This is a genomic window from Bradyrhizobium sp. 62B, assembly GCF_030272265.2.
Classification (GTDB): Bacteria; Pseudomonadota; Alphaproteobacteria; order Rhizobiales; family Xanthobacteraceae; genus Bradyrhizobium.
In genome coordinates this window covers 66,848-86,114 of the sequence record NZ_CP092842.1, presented here as the reverse complement: position 1 = coordinate 86,114, position 19,267 = coordinate 66,848, and the positions used below count along the sequence as shown (strand labels likewise).

Annotated in this window: 15 protein-coding genes and 3 pseudogenes; 4 read left to right on the top strand and 14 right to left on the bottom strand. The window is 58.3% G+C overall.

The genetic code is table 11. The features are described from left to right. Nucleotides 1–78 precede the first annotated feature (78 nt). Nucleotides 79–1,086 (top strand): annotated as a pseudogene (locus ML401_RS35325) (site-specific integrase). Between the two features lie 266 nt (nucleotides 1,087–1,352). Here the strand turns inward: ML401_RS35325 and ML401_RS35320 are convergent. The 5 genes and pseudogenes from ML401_RS35320 to ML401_RS35300 form a co-directional block, all read right to left on the bottom strand. Then, nucleotides 1,353–4,007 carry a PAS domain S-box protein gene (locus ML401_RS35320; RefSeq protein WP_285813122.1) on the bottom strand — a complete coding sequence of 885 codons (2,655 nt, stop codon included), beginning with the start codon at nucleotides 4,005–4,007 and terminating at the stop codon, nucleotides 1,353–1,355. 1,073 nt (nucleotides 4,008–5,080) lie between these two features. Then, nucleotides 5,081–6,109, bottom strand: coding sequence for an IS110 family transposase (locus ML401_RS35315; RefSeq protein WP_285813121.1), 1,029 nt, complete (start codon nucleotides 6,107–6,109; stop codon nucleotides 5,081–5,083). A 127-nt stretch (nucleotides 6,110–6,236) separates the two neighbouring features. Then, nucleotides 6,237–7,670, bottom strand: a pseudogene (locus tag ML401_RS35310) (ISL3 family transposase); the annotation flags it as partial. Between the two features lie 83 nt (nucleotides 7,671–7,753). Then, nucleotides 7,754–7,882, bottom strand: a complete 129-nt coding sequence (locus ML401_RS35305) for a hypothetical protein (protein ID WP_376717467.1) — start codon at nucleotides 7,880–7,882, stop codon at nucleotides 7,754–7,756. A 1-nt stretch (nucleotide 7,883) separates the two neighbouring features. Further along, nucleotides 7,884–7,985: pseudogene (locus tag ML401_RS35300) on the bottom strand (transposase); the annotation flags it as partial. Nucleotides 7,986–9,007: 1,022 nt separating this feature from the next. Here ML401_RS35300 and ML401_RS35295 point away from each other — a divergent pair. The 3 genes from ML401_RS35295 to ML401_RS35285 all read left to right on the top strand — a co-directional run bounded on the left by ML401_RS35295 (nucleotide 9,008) and on the right by ML401_RS35285 (nucleotide 11,810). Continuing rightward, a complete protein-coding gene (locus ML401_RS35295; RefSeq protein WP_285813120.1) occupies nucleotides 9,008–9,706 on the top strand; it encodes a response regulator transcription factor in 699 nt (232 codons plus the stop codon). A 139-nt stretch (nucleotides 9,707–9,845) separates the two neighbouring features. Beyond that, the gene (locus ML401_RS35290; protein ID WP_376717457.1) at nucleotides 9,846–11,168 is read left to right on the top strand and encodes a type II and III secretion system protein family protein; all 1,323 of its coding nucleotides are present in this window, start codon (nucleotides 9,846–9,848) and stop codon (nucleotides 11,166–11,168) included. Between the two features lie 9 nt (nucleotides 11,169–11,177). Continuing rightward, on the top strand, nucleotides 11,178–11,810 hold the full coding sequence (locus ML401_RS35285) for a CpaD family pilus assembly lipoprotein (protein ID WP_285813119.1): 633 nt from the start codon (nucleotides 11,178–11,180) through the stop codon (nucleotides 11,808–11,810). A 177-nt stretch (nucleotides 11,811–11,987) separates the two neighbouring features. Here the strand turns inward: ML401_RS35285 and ML401_RS35280 are convergent, their stop codons facing one another. The 9 genes from ML401_RS35280 to ML401_RS35240 form a co-directional block, all read right to left on the bottom strand. Then, nucleotides 11,988–13,025, bottom strand: a complete 1,038-nt coding sequence (locus ML401_RS35280) for an EscU/YscU/HrcU family type III secretion system export apparatus switch protein (RefSeq protein WP_285813118.1) — start codon at nucleotides 13,023–13,025, stop codon at nucleotides 11,988–11,990. Beyond that, nucleotides 13,022–13,837, bottom strand: a complete 816-nt coding sequence (gene sctT, locus ML401_RS35275; protein ID WP_285813117.1) for a type III secretion system export apparatus subunit SctT — start codon at nucleotides 13,835–13,837, stop codon at nucleotides 13,022–13,024. The genes ML401_RS35280 and sctT overlap by 4 nt, the downstream gene beginning before the upstream one ends. Nucleotides 13,838–14,099: 262 nt before the next feature. Continuing rightward, nucleotides 14,100–14,375, bottom strand: coding sequence for an EscS/YscS/HrcS family type III secretion system export apparatus protein (locus ML401_RS35270; protein ID WP_207871097.1), 276 nt, complete (start codon nucleotides 14,373–14,375; stop codon nucleotides 14,100–14,102). Nucleotide 14,376: 1 nt separating this feature from the next. Beyond that, the gene (gene sctR, locus ML401_RS35265; RefSeq protein WP_285813116.1) at nucleotides 14,377–15,042 is read right to left on the bottom strand and encodes a type III secretion system export apparatus subunit SctR; all 666 of its coding nucleotides are present in this window, start codon (nucleotides 15,040–15,042) and stop codon (nucleotides 14,377–14,379) included. Beyond that, complete coding sequence (sctQ, locus tag ML401_RS35260; RefSeq protein ID WP_285813115.1) at nucleotides 15,035–15,886, bottom strand: type III secretion system cytoplasmic ring protein SctQ; 852 nt, start codon at nucleotides 15,884–15,886, stop codon at nucleotides 15,035–15,037. Before sctQ ends, sctR begins: the two co-directional genes overlap by 8 nt. Before the next feature lie 266 nt (nucleotides 15,887–16,152). Then, entirely contained in the window at nucleotides 16,153–16,689 is a 537-nt protein-coding gene (locus tag ML401_RS35255) for a hypothetical protein (protein WP_285813114.1), read from the bottom strand. Then, nucleotides 16,665–18,020, bottom strand: a complete 1,356-nt coding sequence (gene sctN / locus ML401_RS35250) for a type III secretion system ATPase SctN (RefSeq protein ID WP_285813113.1) — start codon at nucleotides 18,018–18,020, stop codon at nucleotides 16,665–16,667. Before sctN ends, ML401_RS35255 begins: the two co-directional genes overlap by 25 nt. Beyond that, complete coding sequence (sctL, locus tag ML401_RS35245; RefSeq protein WP_285813112.1) at nucleotides 18,017–18,640, bottom strand: type III secretion system stator protein SctL; 624 nt, start codon at nucleotides 18,638–18,640, stop codon at nucleotides 18,017–18,019. The genes sctN and sctL overlap by 4 nt, the downstream gene beginning before the upstream one ends. Beyond that, a complete protein-coding gene (locus ML401_RS35240; protein WP_285813111.1) occupies nucleotides 18,637–19,260 on the bottom strand; it encodes a nodulation protein NolU in 624 nt (207 codons plus the stop codon). Before ML401_RS35240 ends, sctL begins: the two co-directional genes overlap by 4 nt. Between the last annotated feature and the right edge of the window lie 7 nt (nucleotides 19,261–19,267).

Here is a 19,267-nt window from a genome sequence, read left to right as displayed (position 1 = left end):
TATGTACGGAGAGGAAGCATGACCATGACCGGCGCCGAAAACCAGGATTCTCCCGACATCGCCGCTCCCGTTCGAGACATGGTCGAGGTCCCCTCCCCTGCCCTGCCGGCGCATCTCGAACGGCTTGCCGATCGCGCCCGCGACTATGTCGCGGCGGCGAGCTCGGCCAACACCCGCCGCGCCTATGCGGCGGACTGGAAGCACTTTTCCGCCTGGTGCCGACGCCAGGGCCTCGACGTCTTGCCGCCGTCGGCGCAGACGGTCGGGGTCTACATCACCGCCTGCGCTTCGGGCGCGGCGACGGCTGATCGCCGGGGGAACGCGGTCTCCACGATCGAGCGCCGGCTCTCGGCCCTGAGCTGGAATTACGCCCAGCGCGGGACGCCGCTCGACCGCACAGATCGCCACATCGCAACCGTACTAGCCGGCATCCGCAACACCCACGCCGCCCGCCCTGGCAGAAGAAGCCGTGCTGCCGGAGGACGTCGCCATGCTTGAGACGCTCGACCGCGGCACGCTGCGGGGCTTGCGCGATCGCGCCATGCTGCTCATCGGCTTTGCCGGCGGCCTGCGGCGCTCCGAGATTGTCGGTCTCGACGTCGGCCGCGACGAGACCGCGGACGGCCAAGGCTGGGTCGAGATCCTCGGCAAGGGCCTGATCGTCACCCTGCGTGGCAAGACCGGCTGGCGTGAGATCGAGATCGGCCTTGGCTCATCCGATGCGACCTGCCCATCGTTGCCCTGCGGACTTGGCTGAAACTGGCCCGGATCGGCCACGGTCCATTGTTCCGCCGGGTGCGCGGTCAAGGCAAGGACGTCGGGCCCGATCGCCTGACCGACCAGCAGGTCGCCCGGTTGGTCAAGCGGACGGCACTCGCCGCTGGCGTGCGCGCCGATCTGCCGGAAGGCGAGCGGGAGACGAAGTTCGCCGGGCATTCGCTGCGCACCGGCCTCGCTTCCTCGGCCGAGGTGGACGAGCGCTACGTCCAGAAGCAGCTTGGCCACGCCTCCGCCGAGATGACACGCAAATATCAGCGCCGGCGCGACCGCTTTCGGGTCAATCTGACCAAGGCCGCGGGTCTCTGACCTAGGACCGCCCCTTCCAAACGCGCGGGGCGGGGATCTAATCTAAGTCTAAGAGCGCCTATAGAGGAGGCGTCCGAAACTAATGTGGCCCCCGAGGGTGGTGATGGGACGCAACAACCGGGCCTCAGCGCCCAAGCCCGCAGAGGATTATCGAAGCCGAGGTGAAAGCATAGTTTCGTCGAGGCATCGAGCCGTTTTGCTTTGGGCAATAAACACGATCGTACTTGTCGGCCCAGCCTGCTTTCACACGGCTAGTCAAATTCGAATTATGACACGACCGGCAGGGCAAATTGAAAGGACGCGCCAGGCTCTTGCTTGTGGACGATCGACAGGCGGCCTCCGTGAGCTTCTACGATCGAGCGGCAGATCGACAGACCCATTCCAAGGCCGGTAGATTTGGTGGTAAAGAACGGATCTAAGATTCGGATCCTATCATCCTCAGCAATGCCGACGCCGCTATCCGTCACGGAGAGCTGCACGCGGCCCTCATTGTCTCTGGATGACTGAACAATCAGTTCGCGCGCTCGGTCGTCAACTGTTTGCATGGCCTCAACTCCGTTCATCACCAGATTGATGATGACCTGTTGCAGCTGAACCCGGTCACCGAGAATTTTGGGAAGTGATGGTGCCAGCTCAGTTCGCAAGGTCACTTGGTGATTAATCAGCTCACGCGTTACCAGCGCGATAGACTCGTTCACAACCTCATTAATGTCGAGCGCTGCCATCTCGATATCACCTTTCTTCGCGAGTGTGCGGACCCTGCGAATCACTTCGCTTGCACGCATCGCGTCGTCAATGATCCACTCTACCGATCTGTGCACGGCGGAAATGTCGGGAGCTTCGCGACGTAGCCAGCCAAGGCACGCATCGGCGTTGCTGATTATGGCCGTGAGCGGTTGGTTCACTTCGTGGGCGATGGAGGCTGTTAGTTCCCCCAGCGCCGTCAGGCGCGTCACATGCGCAAGATCCGCCTGTGCCTTCCTCAGTCCTTGTTCAGCCTGATCGGCGCGAACTTTCGCCGTGATATCAGTGGCCACGCCCCGGTAGCCGAGAAACCGGCCGCCTACATCAAATAAGGGCTTGCCGCTGCTCTGGAAGTAAATTGGTGACCCGGTCCTCCCCACGGTACGATAGATCAGATCGCGAAATGGGAGATGGGCATTTAGCGTTAATTCATGCTGCCGCCACTTCTCGCGCTCTTCTTCAACGTCGCTCGCAATCTCCCAACAACGCAGGCCGATGACCGCTCTTGCCAAGCGGCCCGTAGCGTTGGTGTGCTCCGACAAGGTGTACCGGTGATCTGGCCCGGTCTCCCATAGCCAGTCAGAAGCAGTTTCGGCGTAGTCACGAAAGCGCTGCTCGCTCTCACGTAGCGCAGCAAGAGTGTCTTCCAACTGTTGCTTTGCTGCGTGCTGCTCAGTAACATCCATATGCGTTCCGACGAGTTCGACAGTTGAGCCATCGCTTGCCAACACGACGTGCGCAACAGCATGTATGTGTCGTATCGCGCCTTCGGGAAGACAGATTCGGAAATCGTATTCGAGGTTCCCTGTTTTTTGTTCAATGGCCTGACGTTGGATTTCCTGTTGCCGCAGCAAATCGTCTGGATGAATACGCGACCGGATGGCCTCAAGGGTAACCGGCTCGTCCGGGTCAAAGCCAAATAGACGACTGACTTCGGCGGAGCGATACGCAAAACAGCGACGGTTGCAGTCCCACGACCAGGTGCTCGTACGACTGAGCCGCTGCGCGTCGGCCAGATAGGCCTCGCTACGGCGCAGTTGCTGTTCCGTCTGCTTTGCTGTCGTGACGTCCGTGGCCGCCCCGACAAATTCGATATGCCCGGACGCGGTTCTCGTAGCACGTGCCACCGCGTGAATGTACTTTATCGAGCCGTCGGGCATCAGCAATCGGTATTCGTGCTCGAAATCCTCGCCTCGAAGCGCCCGCTTCAAAGTGGCTTGGACAGAAGCCTTGTCGTCTGGGTGAGTGCGGTCAATGACGTGTTGCGCCGTTACTTTGGTCTCTGGATCATACTGGAATATCCGAAAGCTTTCCTTGGACCAAAAGACCTCGCCGGTTGCGACGTTCCATCCAAAGCTGCCTGTGTGGCTCAATTCCTGCGCCTGAGCCAAATGCGCTTCGCTCCGCTGCAGAGCAAGCACCGTCCGCCTCTGTTCGGTGATATCTTCGCAGGCAAAGAGGACGATGGGCTTATCGTCGGCCCACAGGATCGCCTTGGCATTCTCGCGCACCCACAGGACCGAGCCGTTCCTACGGACTTTCTGGATATCCCATGTACGCGATTGGCCGATATATGTAAGGCATCGCTCGATGGATTTGCGAACGACCTCGCGATCGTCTTTCAGAAATACTCTGAACACCGATTGGCCGATCAGTTCCGCGGGCGTATAGCCGAGCTGGGTCGCGCCGAAACTATTGACGTTAAGGACGGTTCCGGCTTTATCGACCATGAAGTACATGGCCGGGTTATGCTCAAAGATCTCGCGCCAAAGTTTCTCTCGTTTGCGCAGATCGGCCGCGCTGTGCCTTAGCTCGGCGGCGACCTCACGTGCAGCTTCCTTTTCGTAGCGGAGTTTTGCGATCAGGCGCGTTCCGACGATGGACGCAGTAAGGAAAGCGATAATCACCAAAAGCTCGTGGGGGTCGTCGATCTGGGGACTGAACATGGGTGGCGTGAGCACGTAAACTAAAGCGCCGACGGCGACTGTGGAAAGCGCCAATGATGCGATGAAATTGCCACTCAGCGAAAACAGCAAAATCACCACCAAATAGACAAGCGCTGTGGCTGCGAAAGGGCTATGAATATACAAGGAAGCTAGCGTCAGTGCCGCGAGCGTAATGCTAGCCAAAATAAATTGCGCCGATGAACGTCCAAACACGGTGAGCCGGTTAAACATGCTTGTATCCGTCCGGCCCTTCTGGCGGGATGATTGAATCAGACAAAAATGCAGGAATTTGTTCGAGCCGGCGGACAAACGCTCCTGAGCGCTTTCTACCTCGGCCGCCGAAATCAGCATAGCCGAAAAAGGCGCATTACAAACCTTCGTATAGTTCTGATAAATGGTAGAAATCGCACGCTCACACAGGAAATCAATCGCGTCTCGTGCTTTTAGCTGTCCTCCTCGTTGGCGGCAATGCTACAAATCTAGATTGCCACGGCGATTGGCAGAGGAGTGCAAACCAAGCGGTGGACCCGACGGATGGCCGCGGGGCATTGCTGAGTCTTAGGGATTTCGAGGAAGCTGTACGTCGTTCCGGAAAGGGGCCGGGCGAGGGCTTTTTGAGCGGCTCTTTCTGATGGAGAGGAAGAGGGTGGACGGGCTAGTGTGAGCGCGATCACGAGAGCGTGCCGGCGGCTCGACCCGGGTCGCTCTCCTCAGGTTTATCATGTGCTCAAGCCCCCCGATTGTAAGGCCGATGGCTGCCCTAACGTTCTCGTCCACAGCGCCCCTTCTGCTCTCCGTATAGCCAGCGGTCTACCTGCAAGACTTGACCGCGGCGTTCGCCTCGCCGCAATCTTTTGCAGCGTCATGGAGGTTAATTCGGTTTCTTGTCGATCTGCTCAAGGCAAGCCGCCTAAGATGCCTGCGTGTCAATCGGCCCTTTAATTGCGGTTTGTTGTCAAGCTACCATTCTTTCTCTCTTTCCAGTGACACGGCGGTAGCGATTGCTCCGTCGGAGCTGGTCAAGTTGCGGAGACGGAGCGATCGCGGATGGCGAGACGATTGCCTAGCGGGATTGGCAATCGATGTCGTTGGCGGCTTGAGCGGGTGGGGTGGATGTCGTAGCTGGGGTCATGGTCCTTTCCGGGGTCGCGAGCGCCTCATGATGATGTCCGGATCGGGCGCTCAACGTTTGCAGCGGAGTGCGGGCAAACCGCCACCAGCCGATTGACCGAGGTCACCACGACCACCGTCCCAGCGGGACATCGCCAGTCCGGCGGACCGGACCAGGAACTTGCGAGCAAATATCAGATTGGCTTCGGCTGCCCCCAGTCGAACGATGTTCCATCGACCCAGATGCAGCGGAGAATCACGGCGATCTTTCGGGCGATGGCGACCTTTGCTTTCTTCATGCCGATCCGCTTGGCGAGCTTCATGCCCCAGACCTTTAGTGAAGACCACTTTTTGGTTCGATAAAGAAGGACAGTGGCGGCCTCGAACAAGTAAGTTCGGAGAAGCCCGTCGCCCCATCGAGATATCTTTCCATTGGTGTCGGTTTCGCCGGATTGACTGCGCCTCGGCGTAAGGCCGAGGTAAGCGCCGACCGTCGAAGCCGATCGGAAGCGCGAGGGGTCATCGATCGTGTGGCGGAACGTAAGGGCCGTCACGGCGCCGACCCCCGGGACTGTCATCAGGCGACGCGTCGTCTCGTCCAGCTTTGCCAATCGGCGGACCTCGTTGTCGAACTTACCTTGTTGTTGACAAACGTTCTCATGGATCGAGAGCAGCGGCGAAATCACGCTGAGAAGCAAATGATCAACGCCCAAGAGTTCGCTAACCTGGTTGCGGAACTGTTGGCCCATCGCGCGAGGGAATAGTAATCCACATTCCTTGATCAAGCTGCGAACCTGGTTCTCGATGTCTCGGCGCATGGACCCTAGCCGAGATCTGGCGACAAGGATCGCTCGGATCTTCTGGCTTTCCTCACTTTTGACTTCGACCTCTCGATACCATCCAACCCGCACCAGTTCGGCAAGGCCTCGCGCATCATTCTGATCGCTCTTGTTCATTCGGACCGACAAAGCTGCGTGCGCATGCCGAGCGTCGATGCAGACCACCGGAAGCTCAACCCTGCGGAGTTCATGCCATAACCAACTCGCTATCGCGCCGGTCTCGAAGCCGATACGCTCGGCATGAGGCGCATGTTTGCGAAGCAGGTCAGTCAAGGCACCAGGATTAGACTTGGCCTTTCCTTCGAAGATTACTTGACCAGTCTCGTTGACGACGCACACAGCGGTTTCTCTCTGTGAGACGTCCAGCCCGACGTACTGCTTCATGGGAGCTCCTTCGAATCATTTGAATGCGAGGGAACGAGGATAACGGAGCTTTCCTGCCACGAGCGCCGACCGCAATTACGTCATCGTCTGCAAATTTGGCTCTGACGCAATCTTGGTGCAGCTCCGATTATTCTGCGCTGATTAGTCTCGCTTGAAGCAGATCGAGTTTGCCGCAGCCGTACATCTGACGTCTGACGACCTTGAGGCGCGTGATCTGACCTTCGGTCTGGCCATAGACCAGGGCAAAGTGATTGCTGCCCGGACCGCTGCTTCGTCCCTTGCGACGCCACCGGCGAACGAGGCGACGAGACTAGCGCGGACGCTCTATCCACGTCATGAGACCCGCCTCCGTCTTGCGCCGGATCATCAGATGGAATTCGGCAATGATCTCGCGTGCCTCGACCAAGGTTGGCACGCCAACTTCGATCGCCGCGACCGTCACGGTCTCTGCTTTCGTGAGCAAGTCCCGCCCGATTATCATGAGGCGCGCGATCGTTCCGGCCGACGGAATCCTCTGAAGGTTTTGTGTGTCGGCTCTTTCCGCCCGTCGTCTGCGGGTTGCCCACTCGCTGATGACTCGGAGCGAGCCGAGGAAGCCCCGCCCTTTTAAACGACGCCAAAGTTCAGCCCCGCCCACTGCTCGTCCAGCCATGGTAAATGTGGATCCAACGAACTTTGTCGGGTTCGGAAGACGTCGTGACGTTCGCCGCGGACCACCAGTCGCACCAGCTTCCTGCTGTGGCCGGTCTGACGCACGATCTGCTTGATAGGTATGCCGTTCTTCGACAGAGCCAGGATGGCGGCGTTGGTCTCCTCGCGGCGCAGATAGCTCTCATACTGAAGACGCTCGGCGGCCGTGAGCAGCTTGGGGCGATCGTGGTCGCACCGATCACGGTGCGGATCTGGCGCATCGACTTGCGCACGGCCTCGACGAAAGCCCGACTGGCGTTCTCCATCAGATGCCAACGATCGGCGACCTGTACTGCATGCGGCAGGGCCTTGGCCGCGGCTTCGCCGTATCCGCCACCACGATCACGGGCGACGATTGCGATCGTGGGATGAGCAGAGAGCCACGCTTGTGAGTTGCTGGTTCACGATCCGGCAGCAGGGTGACCACCCGACGCCTCTCCAGGTTGCAGACAATGCTGGCGTATCGGTGATTGCGCCGCCAGGCCCAGTCATCAATGCCGATAACCCTGAGCGGATCAGTTGGGGGACGGCTTTGGCGCCGAACCACCCGAAGAAGCGTATCTTTGCTTACCGGCAGCATCAGCCCCTTTGCAAATCCTGCTGCCGGCCGACCGCCAAGCGCCAGACCGAGGTGGTGCACGATGGAGTCCAGCCTTGCCGTGCGTCGCGCCGATGGCGCTAGTACGCCTTCGGCGAAGCTCTCACCGGAGGGAGACCTTGAGCAGAACGTGGAGGCGCCGATAACCAAGCGGCGGCGCTCCTGGGTAATCGCTTTATGCGTTGGAGAAGGCCGGCATCGTCTGCCCGGGCCGCCTCGTATATATTCTACGGTCATACGGCAGCAGCCGACGGCCTTACACGCCCCCGTTCGCTCATGACGAAGTCATCTCGGAGAGGGGGCGACAGTCATCCGCTTGACCGCGGGCGTCGCCATTTCTTTCCCGCGAGATCCTCCTAGGCTGCCTTGTTCAGCCTGGCGTCGGCCAGCAATCGTCCTAGCCACGTGTTCTCGTCCTCCAGCGTCTTCAGCCGCTTGGCCTCCGAGACCTCCCGCCAGCCTTGACTCCCATTTGTAGATGACATCGCTGATGCCATTCTTTCGGTATAGATCGGCGACCGAAACGCCGGCCTCATGCTCCTTAAAGATCCCGATGATTTGCTCCTCCGAAAAGCGGCTGCGCTTCATGCGTCCTTATCGTGGGCCAGAACGCACTTCAAACTGGATTAGACCCGCGGGGCACGGTCACTATGATCTCTTCAAGCTTGCCCATGAATCTCAATTCATGGCGCGCTTTCGCGTGCTTCCCGCTCGACAGCCCGACCAATGCCGCTTCCGTTCGCGCAGAAGGATGGCACGAGCTGAGCGGCAGACCACTCGTCAGATAGCGAAGCGCTGGCGATTAGCCGCAGTCTCAAGAGCTAAACCTAGGGCTGCGGGTTCCCAAGTCACACCGCCGGCGCCTTCAGCGACCTTGAGTAACCGCCTTAACCGCTTTCTGGCCAAATTTGCCACAAATTCCATCGGTTCCTTTGTAAAGGGGTCGATTCCCCTTCGGGGTGCCAGTAGGAAGCTGAGTTCCTTCAGCAAGCGCGTCGTGCCGCTTCGGCTTGACCGTACAAGCTGATCGGCTTGGACTTGCACGCGTTGCTGTATGACATCCCCCTGCGCCGCAATACGATTATGGCGGCTCCTCGATCTGGCCGACGCGGAAAGAGGACGAGACGTTCGAGGCCACCGTCCGTCAAAAGCGTTGATCCGATGGGAGCTTGTCCTGGCCCATAGCGGAACACCTTGAAGCACAATTGAGCGGCGGCACCCAACCAGCGCGTCAACAGCGACGCTCGATGCTCGAGATTCTGTTTTTCGACGCGGCACGCCAACGCATAAGAGCGTTGCTACTTCCACTGACTCATGGGCTTGCGGCCGACCCAGACGCTGACTCTGCGCGCCGCTACGTGCATTCCCTTGCAATCTATTCGCGGGTTGGATGGATACTATCAAGAAAATTGATTTTTCGATCCTACCTGAAGCCTCGTAAGTCATGGCCGTTCTTTAGAAGGAGGACGCAGTTACTCGTGCGATTCGTTTCTCTCTTCAGTCAAGGCCTCGACAACTCCAAGCGCTCGACCAGGTGGGGGGATCATCGTAGCTCCATGCCGACAGTGATGCGCTCAGGCCTCGACGCAATCGCATTATAGGCGATCACAATGCGAATCCTACTGGTCGATCAGGACGCCGCCTTTGTGCGAGCCGCCAAGGAAACCCTGCTCGTTCGCGGTTTTGCCGTGGACCTAATCTCTACGCTTGACGAAGCGGAGACCGCGCTGAGTTGCGCCAGCTATCACATTCTCTTGCTCGAATTGGCTCTGCCGGACGGAAATGGATTGGACTGGTTGAAGCAGTTGAGACGTGAAGGATATTCAATGCCCGCCATGATGATGAGCAGCCTGAGCGATCTTGAGACCCGGATCGCGATATTCAATGGTGGCGCCGACGATTTTCTGCCTAAGCCGGTGTCTATCGATGAGCTTGTTGCTCGAATGCGCGCCATCTTGCGACGATCGACGCAATTGACGGCACCCGTGATCACCTTCGGGAACCTACATTTCGATCCTATCGGCCGGCAAGTCTCCGTTGACGGTCGGCCACTCAGAATTGCGCGCCGCGAAGTCTGCATTCTTGAACATCTGCTCAGCCGAGCAGGCCGCACCGTGCCGCGAGCGTTACTGGAGGAAAGCCTCTATGCGTTTGACGACGAAGTCTCGACCAATGCCTTAGAAGTCGGGATCTATCGCTTGCGCACACATTTGAGCAAGTCCGGCGCGACGCTACGAATCAAAACCGCGCGCGGCGTCGGCTACGCGCTTGAACTGAAGAACGATCCGCTGCCTTGCCGCCACACTTGAAAGCGACGCTCAGTTGAAGTTCCCCCTCGATGTTCGCAGCTGCCGATGGCCGAACGCGGTCACGACAGCGATTCGCCCGCGCCTTTTGTATGCCGTTTGCGCGCTTTCTCTCGTGCTGCCGCCCACTTCCGCAGCTCAGATAAAGCGCGAGCCTAATCAGGCGTCCCCACGGTCGACGACTGACAGCCTTAGCGGAATTTTGAATCTTTCCTCCTCTCAGGGCAAGACGATTCATCTTCCGGCGGCGGCGGCCAGCATATTCGTTGCCGACCCAACGATAGCCGACTACCAGGCCCCATCGAACACAACCATCTTCGTCTTTGGAAAAAAGTCGGGACGGACCAGCCTATTTGCTTTGAACGACAATGGAGAGGCGTTAGCCGAGTTACGTGTTGTCGTTACCCAGCCTGTCGAGGATTTGCGTGCTGCACTGAAGGCCGAGCTCGGGGACTATCCGATCCAAGTCACCTATACGCCGCGCGGCGCTATTCTGAGAGGGACAGCACCCAGTGCCGACATCGTTGATCGCGCCAAGAAGATTACCGAGCAGTTTCTGGGCGCGGGCGCCCTGGTCGTCAACAACATCCAAGTGGCCGGCTCATTGCAAGTGACGCTAAGCGTGCGCGTGGCGGAAGTCTCGCGCAGCGCCATGAAGGAGCTTGGCATCAACCTCTCTGCATCGGGCCAAAATGGCGCGGTCGTTTTCGGCTTTAACAGTGGCAAAACTGGCGGTTCCGGCGCGAGTCGGGGCGGCGGCACGGCAAGTATTGGGGTCGGCGTCGGCAGCACGAACATCAGTGCTGTTCTTGACGCACTCGCCAACGAGCATCTCGCATCACTGCTGGCGGAGCCAACTCTTACAGCCATGTCCGGCGAATCAGCGAGTTTTCTCGCCGGCGGCGAATTTCCAATTCCGGTCATGCAGGACAATCGTCAAGTTTCAGTTCAATTTCGTCACTACGGAATCAGTTTGGAGTTCGTTCCGATCGTTCTTAGCAACAATCAGATCAATATCCACGTTAATCCTGAGGTCAGCGAGCTGTCGAAAGACGGTGAAGTCAATATCAACGGAATGTCTCTGCCCGGCCTCTCAACGCGACGCGCCAGTACTGTCGTCGAGCTTGCCAGCGGTCAAAGCTTTGCAATCGGAGGACTCATCAGGCGCAATTTCAACACTGACATCACCACGTTTCCTGGGTTAGGCGATGTCCCGATCCTTGGTGCGCTGTTTCGGTCCTCCTCATTTCAGAAGCAGGAGACAGAGCTAGTCATCGTCGTGACCCCGTACATCGTACGGCCAGCATCGTCTGCCGCTAAGATAAGCGCGCCGACTGACCGCCTCCGGCCGCCCTCAGACGCGGGACGCATTTTAACGAATACGCTGGCAAGTTCCCCACGAAGCCGCGGCGCTCCCCGCACCGAACCAGATGCGACCGGCGGAGCCGGCTTTATTGTCGAGTGAGGATCTTCAATGACCTTGCGAAACCTGGGCCACTTGATCGCTGTGGCGGCAATCCTTAGCGGATGCACACATGGTGTTGCGATGTATTCTAAACCAACTGAGGACGCGATCCAAGTGGAGCAGAAGATTAGTGTCTTGCGACTACAGAGCTTTCGTCGCGCCGAACGGCATGATCTGCGTACTTTCATCGCCAATGGCAGCCACGGTCGGCGGGATGCACTCCATCTGGACGTCAGTGGCTTACCCTGGCTGGTTGCGCAGGTGGCCCATGAGGCCCGCGCGATCGGCGTTCCGGCCTACAATATTCGCCTGTCCGCCCCCCCCGTCGATCCGCCCGGCCATTTCAGCGTCCAGGTCAAGGCGATCACTTACGAAGCACGTCCTCCGCTCTGTCCATTCCTTTCAGTCCTGGGCCCTTCAGTAGACGACAATTCCTTCAATCCAACGCTTGGCTGCTCGGTCCGCAGTAACCTCGCAATCATGGTCAACGATGCCGGCGATTTGCTAGAGAACAACGCTATCCTGCCAACCACTGGCGACCGTGCAGCGCTTCCCCTTAGCCCTGGCGGGAGCCTCATGGCCGGCAGCAAGAGCCACTTGGGAGGTGCCACTCATAATAATGGTTCGTCAGACACGCAATGAAGCGGCTCTTTTGACCTGAGCAGGAACAGCCTTGGCCGAACTGGTCAATTCCTGCCTGCGGACGAGCCCCATAGAGGCCGCGATCTGCTGACGCCTTTCCGGCGACGTCACATACGCACCAAGCTACGACCAGGGGTCTTAGATTGAAACCCAAATGCATCGATTTGGTGAGCCAAGCTAGACAAAGCCCGCGGCTATGACTGCCTTTGCGACCCCCTCGAAACAGTCCATCGGAACGGCCTTCCCCATTATTCCCTTTCGGATCAGCTGACCTGCCAACACCGGGTCTGGAATAATGGTCAGATGCAGAGCCCTCGCCCGATCAAGCAACTGCGAAGCAAGTTCGCCCTCGGCGCGGCACACCAATACGGGGACCCCGGTCTGCCCGCGAACGTAGCGCAGTCCGATCAACTTCGCGGGGCCCGTCAGTATCAACGTCGCCTGATTAACCCCGAGCGGCAGCTCGATCGCCGCTTCCCGACGAAGCCGACGGTGTTCACCCTTCACCTGCGGATTGCCTCCCTGTTCTTTAGACTCGCGCTTCGCTTCACTCTCCGTCATGCGCATGTCACGCAAAAATAACCAGCGCTGAATTAGCAGATCGCTCAAGCCGGCTATCAGAAACGCCCCGGCCGCAATCTCCATTAGAAGCTTTAGCTCTTTGAATACAGTACTAACGCATCCCAAACCGCAGACCGGCAGGTACACCAGCACTTTCCAACTTGCGAGTGAGGTTAACAACAGCGGTACGCCGAGAAGGAACACTTTAAGCACCGACTTAGCAAGCTCGATCAGCGACCTCTGAGAGATGATCCGTTTCAGCCCTTTGATGGGATCACACTTCTCAAGGTTTGGTTTCAGCGGCTCCACAGAGAACGTCAACCCACCAGCAGGCAAGATACCGGCTAGAATGGCTGCAACCACGGCCGCTCCGATGATGGGGGCAACGCTAGTCAATGAAAGTTCGATCAATCCGACCAGTGCCTGCTGAACCGCGCTGCTAAAGGACTGGCCCTGCAGCTGCTCGACGAGCCGAATCCCTTCACGCCATTCGTCCTCGATCGCGCCCGCTCGGACAAAGAGGCAGCCGAACGCGGCGCACAAGCTGAACGCGCTCACTAAATCCGCGCTACGCGGGATCTGCCCTTTCTTGCGCGCTTGGCGTAGCTTCTTAGGGGTTGGTGGAAGCTTCTTCTCTTCGCTCGAGTCGCTCATTTTAAGAACTTCCCGAGCCACTCCAGTACCCCGTAGAACTGGACAATCTCCGTTCCCATGTATTCTATGAGGAAGACGGTGTAACTCACCATGATGATGCCAAAGGCGCCGTTCTTGGTGGCGGGAGAGAGGTCGTTCAGCTTAACTTGCGGCGCAAACCGCCCAAGCAACATGAGGGAGACCTCAATAAGAAGCAGCAGTGCCAGCACGGGTCCGGAGATTAGCAGAGCCGTGCGCATGACATGATCGAGAAGTGCAACGAATTCCATTGCCCCTTGCAGTTTTAGAGGCGGTAACAGCCTGTATACGGGCCAGATCAGATAGCTGCCATAGAGGCACCACACCATTGTTTGTAGACCGCCACACAGAACGAAAATAGTAACCGCAGCAGTTCCGAGAAAAAGACCTGTGGCCGAGGCCTGGCTGCGTGTCGCGGGATCGTCCAACAGGTTTGAAACACTCCGCTGCGTGTCAATGATGTCGCCAACTGCCTGGATGCTCCACAGCGGTATGCTTAGTAACATCCCAAACAGTAGGCCGATGAATATCTCTTTGAGACCAAGGAACGCGACCGCGGCCAGACGGGTGGCCGGATCCAGGGTCTGCAGACCGGCCTTGACGTGCGCAAGGCATGGCAGTCCGATGACGATCGTCAAGCTTGCGCGGATCATCCCGCTAATCTGCGGCCGCGTGAATACGGGAAGCACCAACATAATGCCTAAGGCCCGCGCGGCACTAAGGCCCGCTGCAACGACGAACTCGAGAGCCGTCTCGATCAGAGCTTGCGCCTCGGTGGGTGACAAAGCATGCATTCGCGGTGCCCGTTGTTCGCTTCAGCCGATCTAACGCTCGTTGCGTCTCACCGCTTGGTGGGAGCCGGCCCCAGACAATCCGCGGCGTTCGTTCTATGAGCGCTCAACGACAGCACCGGCCGCACTGCGGTGCTGCACGATAGACAGAGACTCTTCCTACTCTCATGCTTGCGGCTAACGTTGATGAACTGACTAGCTCCTTTGGTAACTCACCCGTGATGTCGAGGGCTTTGTCTTCATACACTAAGCCGTCTGTTCCGCACTAATACCTCGATGTGAGGGAGGGAAACTCAGTGAAGATATGCTGGGCTTGTTCGATAAGCGGCGCGCTAAGCACCGGAGAAAACACAACGAGCACGGCGACGACGACGAGGAGCTTCACGGTTAGGGGCAAGGTTTGATCCTGGAGCTGCGTTGCCGCCTGTATGATGCCAACAGCCAATCCGACTACGAGAGCTGCTAGGAGCGGTGGCAGAACCCAGATCATAAAGAGGACGAGCGAACGGGTCAAATGCGTGAGAATGCTGGCCTCGTCCATATTAACCTCCAGGCGTGGCGTAACTTAAGACCAACCCATGCATGAGCCGCGACCATCCGTCGATCGTGACAAACAGAAAGAGCTTAAAAGGAACAGATATCATTGTGGGCGATACCATTGACATGCCCATGGCCATCAGAATCGTCGTTACAATCAGATCAATCGTGATGAATGGAAGATAGAGAAGAAAGCCGATTTCAAAGGCACGCTTTAATTCCGAGATCAGAAAGGACGGTATAAGAATCGCAAAATCATCCGCTGTAGCGTTTCCCCGCATCTCCTCTGACCAGACATGCTCGGTGGATGACAGAAAGAATGTGCGCTGCTCCTCATTGGTGAACTTTTTCAGGTGAGTGCGCAACGGCTCGCTCCCCTCCTTAACGGCTGCCGTCCAGTCATCCACTGTTTGATAACGAAGTTGCGGGGCGGTGACCCGGCTGTGAATCTGCTCGAGCACTGGAGCATCAATGAAGACTGTAAGGATCAATGCAGCGCCATACAGAGCGATGTTCGGGGGTATTGATTGGGTTCCGAGCGCGTTGCGCACGAGGAAGAGAACGACGGACACCTTTATAAATGCCGTGGTCGTGACGACTGCGAAAGCCAGCAGACCAAGGCCTGCCGTTACTGCGAGAAGCGCAAGGATGCCTGGCTGAATGTCAGTCATCGACCGCGAGCCCACTAAGTAGCCTGATGGCCAATTCATCCCCGACACGCACGATGTCGCCCTGGCCGATCAATCGACCGTTGGCAACAATGTCAACCGGACGGTCAACGGGACGGCCGAGCTCGAAGACATGCCCCTCGCCGACGCTTCTCAACATACCCAGCGGGATAGGCCAGCGGCCGCATTCGAACACAAGAGTAATCTCAATACTGTCGATATCGGCTTCGGAGGGCAAGGTCGATGGCTGGGTCTGGGAGCGTGTCGTCATATGTGCACTCTTTAGTGGGTGGGGGTGCAGGCGGAAAGGGCCCCGCAAGATCACTCTGTCGCCAACAATCTGGGCCGGCGCCCACAATTTGTCCGCGGTTAGGATGACTTGACCGCTCGCAAAGGGAATGACGTCCGGCAACAGCGCATCGGCAGTCTGCGCCTGTCGAACAAGCCCGACCGACCCGCGCAGCGAGCCAATCTCGGTGGCAACCATGATGGGCAGCTCCGGGGACAGCTTGCGCATTTCCCGAGGCAGCTGCCGGAGCACCTCGCCCAACTTACAGAACGTCGCCTGAACCGGGCCGTCAAGAGACGAGAACACGAACAGTCGCGCCTCGTCCACGAGCGACCCATAAACGACGTGGAGTTCCAGATAGGGACCATTCGTCGTTGCCTCATCAATGCGAACAATTTGCACCTCCCGCCCTAGCAGATCCTCTAATCGAGTCAGCCATTGTTCAAGCGCAAGTTCGAGAACGAGAGAGCGGGCTGGATCCGACGGTAAAGCAAGGCCATGCTGCACTGTCGAAATCAATGCCTCCGCCAGCGAGCGCGGCACCGACAGGATCGCCATGTCAGCTCCGACACGAAATGTACAGTCAAGCATCGGCGCAGTCGCTGGCTGCGCCCGCCACACAAGCCGGTTGATGCATATAGAGACCGGCGCATCACCAAGGCGGCTCTTCAGGACCATCCGCCGAGGGGCCATCCCATTGAGGCACGAAACAGCGCTAGGCGACAATCTTAGGGGTGGCACGAATCGTGCTGGCTCACCGATCGCATTTTCCACGCTCATGTTCACGGGATCGGAAGTTCGCGCCGATGTAAGAGAAGCTGCCATTAAATCGAGAAGCCAACCGCCCGGCCCCGTGAGCCACTGTGATACCGGAGCACAACCTCATCGTCCGTTTCGATTTCAACTCCAAACTCCGAACGAGCGTTGGTCGTGCGCTGAACATCACACTCAATCTGCTGCCATTTGTGGCTCGCCGTCGCGAGCTTGGCCCACACGACCCGCGCCTCAACAACCGTCGCCTGGGCCTGCTCTTGACCGGTGCGCGCTCGCTCAAGTGCCTCGCATGCAGATGCGATCTCAGCTGTGCTTCGTCCAATCACGAGATGACGCCGGCGGTCGAGTTCGGTGACGCATATCGTATGAGACGATGCGAGTTTCAGATAAAGCTCAGCTTCGAGGCTTGCGCGGCGGTCCTCGGCGCTGGCAACATTCTTGGAAGCTTGCTCCACCGCTTCGACCGCAACTTGGCATTTGGCCTGCATATTGGATAATTTACGAAGCGCACTTCGCTCCCTTATGTCCTTTACCAACCGCAATTTCGACGCCTGAATGTGATTCAAGCCGTCAGACGCGACATCCATGTTACGGCCTCCTCAAAAGTGGACGGCTCATCCTGCCGCTGGCGCAAGAAATTCCGCAACTCCTCGATCGAGGCGATTGCCCGGTCCGTCAGCGGATCGCCCCCTGGCTTGTACTCACCGACCTTGATTAAAAATTCAGCCTCATCATAGCGCGAAAGAAGATCTCGAAAGAAAGAGGCGGACTTTCGATGCGACGCAGAGACGACCGCATCCATCACGCGACTTCGGCTCGACAACACGTCGATGGCAGGAAAATGCTCTCGCGATGCGAGCGCGCGTGAGAGAATGATATGACCATCGAGAATGCCGCGCGACTCTTCGGCGATTGGATCGCCCGTGCCGTCACCTTCGACAAGCACGGTATAGAAGGCCGTGATCGAGCCCCGCTCGCCCATACCGGCACGTTCCAGCAGACCCGGCAGCAGCGCAAAGACAGAGGGCGGAAAGCCGCGCCGCGTCGGAGGTTCTCCCGCGGCAAGGCCGATTTCACGCATCGCCCGGCTGACGCGCGTCAATGAATCCATCATGAGAACGACACGCAATCCCTGATCACGAAAGTACTCGGCGAGTGCCGTCGCCGTATGAGCACATTGTGCGCGCTCCATTGGCGACCGGTCGGAGGTCTCAACGATAGCGATCGTACGATCGATGGCATCGCCAATATGGCGCTCGATGAATTCACGCACCTCACGTCCGCGCTCCCCTATAAGCGCAACGACGGTGACGTCGGCGTCCGCGCCTTTTACAATTTGCGACATCAGCGTCGATTTGCCGCAACCAGCGTCTCCGTAGATTCCGATCCGTTGACCTTCGCCGCAGGTCAGAAGTCCGTCCAGCACACGGATACCGAGAGGAAACGGCTGCTCGATGCCGCGTCGCCTCATTGGATTGGGTGCCCTGGCTCGCAGCGGGCGAGTGTGGGTCGTCTTTATTGGACCCTTCCCATCGAGCGGACGGCCGAAGCTATCGATGATGCGGCCGAGCAAATCGGCACCGACTGCAACTTCCTGCATTCGCCCGGTCGGAACCACTTCCGCGCGGCTAGACAAGCCTACCATGTCGCCGATTGGCGTGAGCAATACCCCATCCGGCAGTAGACCGATGACCTCCGCCTGAAGTGACCATCCCGTATTGTGATCCTGCAATAGGCACAGCTCCCCAACACGGGCCCCGGGCAGCACGGCATGGACCACGGTGCCGACCGCTCGGGTGATCCGTCCGCGCACAGCGCGCGTATCGACCCGCTTTGCCGTAGATTTAAGAGATGACAATGCCGCGTGCACAGCGCCATCATCAGCCGCATCGTCATAGCTTAGCCTTTGGGAAGTCATGGTTCGCCCTCCCCAGAAGACGGAGCAAGGGCCAGACGCAATGTGCGGAGCTGCGCGGCAAGTCCTAGGTCGACATTACCAAACTCACTCCACAAAACGCATTGGTCCGGCGTTAGAGCCGGGTCCGGATCAATTCTGACCTTCGGACGTCCCTGCGTTCCGTCAAATGATGCGAACTCGCATATCAGGGCATCGACGTTCACAGGAGACACATGCAGGCACAATTCCGCGCTGCCATACCTTTGCTCGATAGCGTGACCAACTGTTCTCACTAACATCTCGCCCGGATCAAATGAGCCGACCAAGTCATTCAGGATCTCAATGACGAGCTGCGGCAACTCTCGTTGTAGTACGGCTTTTCGTCGAGCCAGCTCAGAAGCAGCCCCGGCAACCAGCCGCGCCATTTCGTCAGAGCCTGCATTCAGGCCTTCGGAGTGGCCGCGCGCCTGCTCGCGCTGATAAGCGTTCCTTGCCCACTGGCGAGCCTGCTGTAGATACCGTTCTGCAAGCGCGCGCGTCTGTACCGCATCGTACCAGATCCCAAGTTCCGAGGCTGGTATGAGTGGACCCACCGGGCGCATCTGCGGGCGTTCTGGCAATGCTGGCTCATCGGCGGTCATGCCGGCCGTGTCTCCGCGGCCAAATGGGTTATCACCAAAGACATCAATTGCCCCGCGGCTTTCTGGTGCTCGGCGGTTGGGCTCTCCGCAGCAGTCCCGACTGGCAAGCAGAGAACCACGCGCATACGGTCGAGTTCTGAGGCTTGCTTGAGCCAAGCGCCAAGGCAGGCGTATCCGTCATGTTTAATCCGCTGCGAAAGTTGCTCCGGACCGACAATCAATTGAGTTTCGACGGCACTAGATACATGTCGGATAGCGAGAGAATGTGCTTCCGCACCGATATTTCCGATCAGTAGAGCAAGATCATGCTTTGAGACCAGCTTCAGCACCGAACGGGCATGCCAAATACTGCCGGCGAGCAGCGCCGCACGATGCGGATCATGCCCAAGCAAAGCACCCTTGCCCCAGCTACTTCCCCTCCAAACCAGTTCACTGCCTAGCAGAAGTTCGGCTAGTCTTGTCTGTAGTCTGGGAGTTTTCTGCAGTTGCAGCACTGTAGAAGCTGTCAGCGACGCATCAAGCCGTTCAGCAAAACGGCTTGGATGGATTAAAGGCGCAAGCTCGCGCGCCCGGTCCGAATGTTGGTTGAGCGAATGATTTAGTTCGGTGGATGTCATCATTGCGGCT

Coding starts and splice junctions, on each gene's coding strand:
- ML401_RS35320 (WP_285813122.1), bottom strand. CDS start 4,007: ATGTTTAACCGGCTCACCGTGTTTGGACGTTCATCGGCGCAATTTATT.
- ML401_RS35315 (WP_285813121.1), bottom strand. CDS start 6,109: ATGAAGCAGTACGTCGGGCTGGACGTCTCACAGAGAGAAACCGCTGTG.
- ML401_RS35295 (WP_285813120.1), top strand. CDS start 9,008: ATGCGAATCCTACTGGTCGATCAGGACGCCGCCTTTGTGCGAGCCGCC.
- sctT (WP_285813117.1), bottom strand. CDS start 13,837: ATGCATGCTTTGTCACCCACCGAGGCGCAAGCTCTGATCGAGACGGCT.
- sctR (WP_285813116.1), bottom strand. CDS start 15,042: ATGACTGACATTCAGCCAGGCATCCTTGCGCTTCTCGCAGTAACGGCA.
- sctN (WP_285813113.1), bottom strand. CDS start 18,020: ATGACTTCCCAAAGGCTAAGCTATGACGATGCGGCTGATGATGGCGCT.
- ML401_RS35240 (WP_285813111.1), bottom strand. CDS start 19,260: ATGATGACATCCACCGAACTAAATCATTCGCTCAACCAACATTCGGAC.
- ML401_RS35270 (WP_207871097.1), bottom strand. CDS start 14,375: ATGGACGAGGCCAGCATTCTCACGCATTTGACCCGTTCGCTCGTCCTC.
- ML401_RS35280 (WP_285813118.1), bottom strand. CDS start 13,025: ATGAGCGACTCGAGCGAAGAGAAGAAGCTTCCACCAACCCCTAAGAAG.
- sctL (WP_285813112.1), bottom strand. CDS start 18,640: ATGACCGCCGATGAGCCAGCATTGCCAGAACGCCCGCAGATGCGCCCG.
- ML401_RS35305 (WP_376717467.1), bottom strand. CDS start 7,882: ATGTCATCTACAAATGGGAGTCAAGGCTGGCGGGAGGTCTCGGAGGCC.
- sctQ (WP_285813115.1), bottom strand. CDS start 15,886: ATGGCGATCCTGTCGGTGCCGCGCTCGCTGGCGGAGGCATTGATTTCG.
- ML401_RS35255 (WP_285813114.1), bottom strand. CDS start 16,689: ATGGATGTCGCGTCTGACGGCTTGAATCACATTCAGGCGTCGAAATTG.
- ML401_RS35285 (WP_285813119.1), top strand. CDS start 11,178: ATGACCTTGCGAAACCTGGGCCACTTGATCGCTGTGGCGGCAATCCTT.